At 68.7% G+C, this 6,508-nt stretch carries 9 protein-coding genes; 7 read left to right on the top strand and 2 right to left on the bottom strand.

The genetic code is table 11. From position 1 onward, the window contains the following. The 7 genes from UK12_RS16485 to UK12_RS16460 form a co-directional block, all read left to right on the top strand. A partial coding sequence (locus tag UK12_RS16485) for a zinc-binding dehydrogenase (RefSeq protein ID WP_045303733.1) occupies nucleotides 1-259 on the top strand: 259 nt, incomplete at its 5' end. A 49-nt stretch (nucleotides 260-308) separates the two neighbouring features. Further along, a complete protein-coding gene (locus tag UK12_RS16480) occupies nucleotides 309-629 on the top strand; it encodes an NIPSNAP family protein (RefSeq protein ID WP_045303732.1) in 321 nt (106 codons plus the stop codon). 66 nt (nucleotides 630-695) lie between these two features. Beyond that, the gene (locus tag UK12_RS16475) at nucleotides 696-1,139 is read left to right on the top strand and encodes a GlcG/HbpS family heme-binding protein (RefSeq protein WP_045303731.1); all 444 of its coding nucleotides are present in this window, start codon (nucleotides 696-698) and stop codon (nucleotides 1,137-1,139) included. Nucleotides 1,140-1,989: 850 nt separating this feature from the next. Then, nucleotides 1,990-2,118 carry a hypothetical protein gene (locus tag UK12_RS44445; RefSeq protein WP_269432023.1) on the top strand — a complete coding sequence of 43 codons (129 nt, stop codon included), beginning with the start codon at nucleotides 1,990-1,992 and terminating at the stop codon, nucleotides 2,116-2,118. Between the two features lie 412 nt (nucleotides 2,119-2,530). Next, a complete protein-coding gene (locus UK12_RS44440; protein ID WP_045303730.1) occupies nucleotides 2,531-2,830 on the top strand; it encodes a hypothetical protein in 300 nt (99 codons plus the stop codon). Beyond that, nucleotides 2,830-4,161, top strand: coding sequence for a PP2C family protein-serine/threonine phosphatase (locus UK12_RS16465; protein WP_045303743.1), 1,332 nt, complete (start codon nucleotides 2,830-2,832; stop codon nucleotides 4,159-4,161). Before UK12_RS44440 ends, UK12_RS16465 begins: the two co-directional genes overlap by 1 nt. Before the next feature lie 235 nt (nucleotides 4,162-4,396). Beyond that, nucleotides 4,397-5,371, top strand: coding sequence for an MASE1 domain-containing protein (locus UK12_RS16460; protein WP_197084913.1), 975 nt, complete (start codon nucleotides 4,397-4,399; stop codon nucleotides 5,369-5,371). A 244-nt stretch (nucleotides 5,372-5,615) separates the two neighbouring features. Here UK12_RS16460 and UK12_RS16455 read toward each other — a convergent pair whose 3' ends face one another. Both UK12_RS16455 and UK12_RS41330 read right to left on the bottom strand, forming a co-directional pair. Then, the gene (locus UK12_RS16455; protein ID WP_045303728.1) at nucleotides 5,616-6,029 is read right to left on the bottom strand and encodes a MarR family winged helix-turn-helix transcriptional regulator; all 414 of its coding nucleotides are present in this window, start codon (nucleotides 6,027-6,029) and stop codon (nucleotides 5,616-5,618) included. Further along, nucleotides 6,026-6,460 carry a hypothetical protein gene (locus UK12_RS41330; protein WP_052681929.1) on the bottom strand — a complete coding sequence of 145 codons (435 nt, stop codon included), beginning with the start codon at nucleotides 6,458-6,460 and terminating at the stop codon, nucleotides 6,026-6,028. Before UK12_RS41330 ends, UK12_RS16455 begins: the two co-directional genes overlap by 4 nt. Between the last annotated feature and the right edge of the window lie 48 nt (nucleotides 6,461-6,508).

The raw sequence follows: 6,508 nt of genomic DNA, 5'->3' as shown, positions 1-6,508 counted from the left end.
CGGCGGCCTGATCGTCGCGATCCCCGCCGGGGTCTCCGAGCAGCTGCGCGACGCCGCCGAGGCACGCGGAGTGCGGGCCGGCGCCTTCCTGGTCGAACCCGATGGCACGGCCCTGACCCGGATCGCCGGACTCATCGACGCCGGATCGGTGGCGGTCGAGGTTCAGGAGGCATTCCCGCTCGAGCAGGCCGCCCGAGCCCACAGCCTCGGCGAGACCGGCCGTACCCGGGGCAAGCTCGTCCTGAGCGTTGCCTCCTGAGCCCTTTGCCCATCCGGCAACGCCGATCCCGCGACGAGGAGAGCCTGTCGTGTTCTACGAGATCCGCCGCTACCAGACCCGGCCCGGTCGCCGGGATGAATGGGTCCGTTACATGGAAGGGGTCGTCATCCCCTTTCAGACATCGAAGGGGATGACGGTCACCGCGTCCTTCATCGACGAGGAGGATCCGGACGGCTACGTCTGGATCCGGCGGTTCGACGACGAAGCGCAGCGCGTCGAACTGTATGCCGCCGTCTACGAGAGCGACCGCTGGAACAACGAGATCAGCCCGGCCGTGAAGGAGCTGCTGATCCCGGAGAAGTCCGTGGTCACCCGGGCCGTCCCGACACCCGGGTCCGCTCTGCGCTGACGCACCCCGCTCGCTCGGAGACCGCTGCCGGGCGACCGCACCCAACCGATCTGAGAAGAAGCCCTGATGAGCACCCAGCTGCAGACGAAGTCACTGTCCGCATCCACCATCACCAGCTCCGCCGCCTCGGCCCTGATCGACGCGGTACTCGCTGCCGCTGCCGAGACCGGCTTCGACGTCGCGGTGGCCGTCACCGACGCCGGTGGCCATCTCAAGGCGTTCCAGCGCACCGACGACACGCCCTTCCTCGCCGCGGAGGTGGCCGTCGACAAGGCCTGGACAGCCGTGTCCTACCGCGTCGCCACTCACGTGTGGAACTCCTACGTCGCCAACCCGAGCGTCGCCCCGCTCGCGCACCACCCCCGGCTGATGGCCGTGGGCGGCGGCTTCCCGATCACCGACAACGGCACCGTCATCGGCGGCCTGGGGATCTCCGGCGGCACCTACGAGCAGGACCAGCAGGCCGCAGAAGCCGCGCTCGGCGCGCTCGGCTTCGACATCCCCGCGTAAGAACCCGCATTCGCACGGGCTCAACGCGTCGATCGGACCGACTCGATCTCCTCAAGAGCTGATCTCGTCGCCTCCGGCGCCACCGGGGACCATGGCACGACGAAGGCCCCGGCCGCATTGGGGTCGGGGCCTTCGAGTTGCCCTGGCGGGCAGAGGCGGAGGGTACGAGATTCGAACCCGTGAGGGGTTGCCCCCAACACGCTTTCCAATTCTGCTCAGCACTGTCCGGCGGCGTTCACATGCATTCTGGCCTGGGGTTGCTGGCCGCTGGGGCGGTGACTGAACCCATCTGGACGGCGATGAATGAGACCGAAACTGAGACCAGGCCGGGGCTGTTGTTCGACACGCGTGGGCGACGCTGCCACCGAAACGGCCCGAGGAACGGCCCTTCCCGCAGAGTCCGACTTGGTACCCGGCGGGGAGCCGCTGTCGGTCCGGGCCGTCGCATCAAGCCGTCGGCCGTCAGCCGGAGCGGGTCACGACATGGGATGCCCCGATGACCTCCCCCTTCGCGTTCAGCGCCCTCACCTGGAAGTACGGTCCCGGGTTGTCCGTCGTGACGGCCGTCTCGAAGCCGGTGCGGTCGGCGTGGTCGACGACCACCGACAGGGAACGGGCGTCCGGTCCGGCAAGGCCGGCGTCCTCGGTACCTGTCGTCTGAGGGCGGGCGAACGAACTGCGGTGGTGGACCGGAGCGTGCCCGTGCTGCCCCAGGCAGGCCAGAGCTGGTTCCCGGGGCCGCCGTCATCACTGCCACCAACGGCGATGACTTTTCGAGCGACACAGGCTACCCCCGTTGTAACGCGCCGTGTTCAACCCGGTATTTCCGAATTTGACAGATTGCCGCTTGATGAGGATGGCCAAGCGCTACCAGCACGTCACCGACCCGATGCTGCACGATGTCGGCAAGAAGATCGGCGGCCTGCTCTGGGGCGGGGCTGCCAGCAAGCCAGAGGCTTCCGGTGAAGACGCCGCCTGAGCCCGAGAGTCCCCGCGGACCGACGGTGCCATGGAGGCCCCGATCGCCGAGGAGCGTTCGGGGCCTCCCGCTTGCCGGAACTTCCCTTGCCGGAACTTCAAGAGGCCAGCCGAGCCGGCTGCTCGACGGGCGGGCGCCACAGGCGGCTTCTAGCTTGGAGTAAGGAAGCTCAGGTGACAGGAGGGAGGGCAGGTTGATGGCGCAGGTCGATCACGGAGCGCGGTTCGCCGCTACTCCGAGCCCGTACCGGGTGATCGTGGACGGCGTCGACCGCAATGTCGGCGGGCGAGGGTGATCTCGCTACAGGTTCGGCGGTTGCCGCCGGACCCGCGCCCGTTGTCGGGCCTGTCCATGTGAGACAGGCTCCTGCGCCGGTGACGTCCGCGACGACAAAGACGGAGGACACGGGCGTGTGAACCTCGCTAGAACTGCCGACGAGGCGCTCCTGGAGCATCTGGTGGCGCCCTCGCGACGGATGCCGCTGCCAGAAGCTGAGCCGGAAGACGCGATCACTGACGAGGCATGCCGGGAGCCGAAGCTGCCGACCATCCGCGCCAGGTTCAGCAATTGGGACAAGACCTTCGCCGACCCTCGTCTGTGCGCGGTGATCGCCGACCGGCTCACCTTCAAAGGCACCTTGATCCAGACTGGCACCAGCTCCTGCCGGTTGAATGCCACCGAGAACGAGTACCGGTCCAGCAGGTGGTCGTGATGGCGGGCGGCAAGGAGGGGGAAGGAGCGGGCCAGCCGTGGCGCTCTGACGTGTTGGCGCGTTTGGACGCCGAGCTGGGCCGGATCGACGAGCGGCTGCGGTCCTTGGCGGCCGCCAAGGACCGGATTCAGGGCCTGTTGGACGCGGTATTGGCCATCACGCGGGAGCTGGAGTTGCCCGCAGTTTTGCACCGCATCGTGACCACCGCCATGGAGCTGGTCGGCGCCCGCTATGGGGCACTGGGAGTACTTGACGAGTCCGGCGAGTTCCTGGAGCAGTTCATCGCCGTCGGCCTGTCCGAGCAGGAACGCGCGGCCTTGGCGGGGGCGGGGTTTCCTCGCGGCCTGGGCGTGCTCGGGCACCTGATCCGCCACCCGGAGCCGCTGCGGGTCGAGAATATTTCCTTCCATCCGTCCTCGGTCGGCTTCCCGCCCGGCCACCCGCACATGTGCACCCTGCTGGGCGTCGCCGTCAGCGTCCGCGGTGAAATCTACGGCGACCTCTACCTCTCCGAGCGACGCGACGGACAGCCCTTCGACGTGCGCGATGAGAACATCGTCGTTGCCCTGGCCAGTGCCGCCGGTATCGCGATCGAAAACGTCCGCCTCTTCGAACAGGTTCGTGCCGGATCCGAACAGTTCCAGCGGCTCTTGCTGCCGACGCTGCCCGACCTGCGGCCCTTCGCCGCCGCCGCCATCTACCGGCCCGCCGCCGAGCCCAACCCTGTTGGCGGGGACTGGTACGACGCCATTCTGCTGCCCGACGGCGCGGTGGCGGTGGTCATCGGCGACGTAGTCGGCCACGATCTGCATGCCGCCGCCGCCATGGCCTCCACTCGCAACATGCTGCGCGCTCTGCTGTTCCACCTGCGTACTCCGCCCAGCGCGGTCCTCGCCCAGCTCGACCGCACTCTGGAGGCCATCACCGACGACCCCGTCACCACCACCTGCCTGGCGCGTATCGAACCCGCGGGGGCTGCCTGGAGGCTGCACTGGAGCATCGCAGGCCACGTCCCCCCTCTGCTGATCACCCCCAGCGGCCGGGCCGAGTACCTGTTCGCGGAGCCCGGACTACCACTGAACGTCGACAGCGGGCTGCCCCGTGCCGACCACACCCACCCCCTGCCCCCGAACGCCACCGTCGTCTTTTTCACCGACGGCCTCATCGAACACCCCGACCACCCCATCGACGAGAGCCTGAACGAACTCGCCGAACTCGCCACCACGCACGCAGCCCTGCCCCTGCAGGACTTCGTGCAGGCCCTGGCCGACCACCACCCCAGCGACGGGCACGACGACATGGCCATCCTCGCCCTGCGCACCCCGTGCTGAAGCCGCACAAGCACACCGCGATACGCCTGAGGTGGAACCGTCAGGAACATGGCGCGACACCGCCCCCGGGCGGTCACCTGAAGCAAGCGCGACGGAGCGCATTGCGAAAGGTCACACGGATGAGCGGCGGTGTGGTGGATCCGGCGAGGTCAGCGGACGATGGACGACGGGGCAAGGCTGAGCGGAAGACTTCCCGATGACTGCTGTGAGCCGCGGCAGGCTCCGGCGCGGTGGCATGACTGCCCTGCAGATCGGTGCCGTCGCCGCGCTGTATTACGCCACGGGCAAGCTAGGGCTGCTCCAGCAGCTCGTGCGCGGTCAAGTCACGCCGCTGTGGCCCTCGACCGGCATCGCCCTGGCCAGCCTGCTCCTCATCGGCCTGCGGACCTGGCCCGGGATCGCACTCGGCGCCTTCCTGATCAACATCTCACTCGGGCCATCGACCACCGCCGTGATCGCGATCACGGCAGGCAACACACTCGCGCCTCTCTGTTCCTACGCGCTCCTCCGCCGCACCGGGTTCCGTACCCAGATGAACCGTTTCCAGGACGCACTCGCACTGGTCTTCCTCGGCGCGTTCGCCGGCATGCTCGTCAGTGCGACGGTGGGCAGTTTCACCCTGCACCTCGCTCGTGCACTGCCCGCCGGCGGGTTCTGGCCCACGTGGTGGGTCTGGTGGACCGGCGACGCCATGGGCGTCCTGCTGGTCGCGCCAGTGCCGCTCGCCCTGTGCTCGGCGCACTGGCCGAAGGACGCGCCACCATCCCGATGGGCGGAGGGAGCGCTGCTGGTGGCTGCCACCATCGGCGTCGGTTTCCTCGAGACCACGCCCACACCGCTGATCTTCCTTGGCCTTCCGCTGCTGACCTGGGCGGCCTTCCGCTTCCAGCGCGCCGCAGCAGCACCCTGCGCGCTGGCCGTAACCATCTTTGCGATCCTCGCCGCCACCCGCAGATCAGGCCCGTTCGCCGGTCACAGCCTGCTCACCAACATGATTGCCCTGCAGGCGTTCAACGGCGCCGCCGCGCTGACCGCGCTTCTGCTCTCGGCGGCCATCACCGAGCGAAACCAGACCCAGGAAGAGATCGAACAGGCATGCCAGCGACTCTCCGAGATGGTCATGAGAGTCGCGCCGGACACCGGCGACGAACCAACGCCTCCTGAAGGCCGTGCCGACGAGGAGGACAACGGCGGGCAGACCCGACCATGATGGTCGGCAAGTGCAGGAGGGGCCGGGTCCGCCGAACCACGCCTGTCAGGGACGCCAAAAGTCGCAACTGAGACCAAAACTGAGACCACGAGACGACGAAGGCCCGGGCCGCTGAGCGGTCCGGGCCTTCGTTTGCCCTGGCAGGCGGAGGCGGAGGATACGAGAACCGGGACAAGGAGAGCGGCCGCAGGGCTCTGTCGCCAGGATGTCGGCTACTGATGACGAGGCTGTGGCTTGGGTGAACTCATTGTTCTGCTCCGCTCTCCAGATTGTGGGTCATCCGCTCCAGGACGGTGACGGCGATCCGGTACTCCTCGCCGGTGATTCCGGCCGTCGACAGCTCGCGGAAGGCGCCGACGCGTTCGGCAGCCTCGGCGAGGCGGGCGCGGCCGTCGTCGGTCAGGGCGAGGCGGCCCGGCTCCGGCCGGGCGACCCAGCCGTCAGCGACGATTGTCTCGATGGCGCCGGTCAGGGCGGCGGCATCGGCGTTGGCGGCCAGGACGGCCAGCACGTCGCTGTCGGTGGCCTGCGGATCGTCCTCGACGACGTTGAGGATCTGCCAGGCGATCCGCGTGAGACCGAACTCGGCCAGCATGGAGTTCATGTAGTCGGTGAGGGCCTGGTCGGTGCGGTTGAGCCAGTAACCGATGGGTTTCATGTCGCGCTCCTGGGTGGGTCAGTGATGCCGGGGCCGGGCGTTGCGGGGCAGCAGCCAGACGAGGGCGCAGCAGGCAAGGGTGGCCACGGCGACCACGGCGAGGCTGTGGACGGCTGCGGTCGCGGAGCCGCCGGGGTGCGGAAGTAGACAGTGGTGATGCCCGCGGCGCCGATGCTGTTGGCGAGTTGCGCGACGGCGGAGAGCGAACCGCTGGCGCTGCCCGACTCCTTCGCGCCGACACCGCCGAGGGTGACCTCGTAGACGGTGCCGAAGCAGGTACCGAGGCCGAGGCCGAGGCCGGTGACGAGGACCGGGGCGATGAGGGTCCATGATGTCGGGCTGCCGGCACGGACCAGGACAAGCAGCGACAGCGTGCCGGCCAGCGTGAGCAGCAGCCCGACGAGGATGAGCGTGCGGCCGAGGCGGGCCATCAGGTGGTGCGCGGCGATATGAGGACCCCGGCGAGGACCGGGCCGCTG

The sequence above is a fragment of the Saccharothrix sp. ST-888 genome, assembly GCF_000955975.1.
Classification (GTDB): domain Bacteria; phylum Actinomycetota; class Actinomycetes; order Streptomycetales; family Streptomycetaceae; genus Kitasatospora.
Note: the sequence above shows the minus strand (reverse complement) of the source record. Positions and strands in the feature narration are given on the sequence as shown.

What these genes read in the sequence shown, in the direction of transcription:
- UK12_RS16455 (WP_045303728.1), bottom strand. Translation starts at nt 6,029, where the DNA reads ATGAAACCCATCGGTTACTGGCTCAACCGCACCGACCAGGCCCTCACC.
- UK12_RS16460 (WP_197084913.1), top strand. Translation starts at nt 4,397, where the DNA reads ATGACTGCCCTGCAGATCGGTGCCGTCGCCGCGCTGTATTACGCCACG.
- UK12_RS41330 (WP_052681929.1), bottom strand. Translation starts at nt 6,460, where the DNA reads ATGGCCCGCCTCGGCCGCACGCTCATCCTCGTCGGGCTGCTGCTCACG.
- UK12_RS16475 (WP_045303731.1), top strand. Translation starts at nt 696, where the DNA reads ATGAGCACCCAGCTGCAGACGAAGTCACTGTCCGCATCCACCATCACC.
- UK12_RS44445 (WP_269432023.1), top strand. Translation starts at nt 1,990, where the DNA reads ATGAGGATGGCCAAGCGCTACCAGCACGTCACCGACCCGATGCTGCAC.
- UK12_RS16465 (WP_045303743.1), top strand. Translation starts at nt 2,830, where the DNA reads ATGGCGGGCGGCAAGGAGGGGGAAGGAGCGGGCCAGCCGTGGCGCTCT.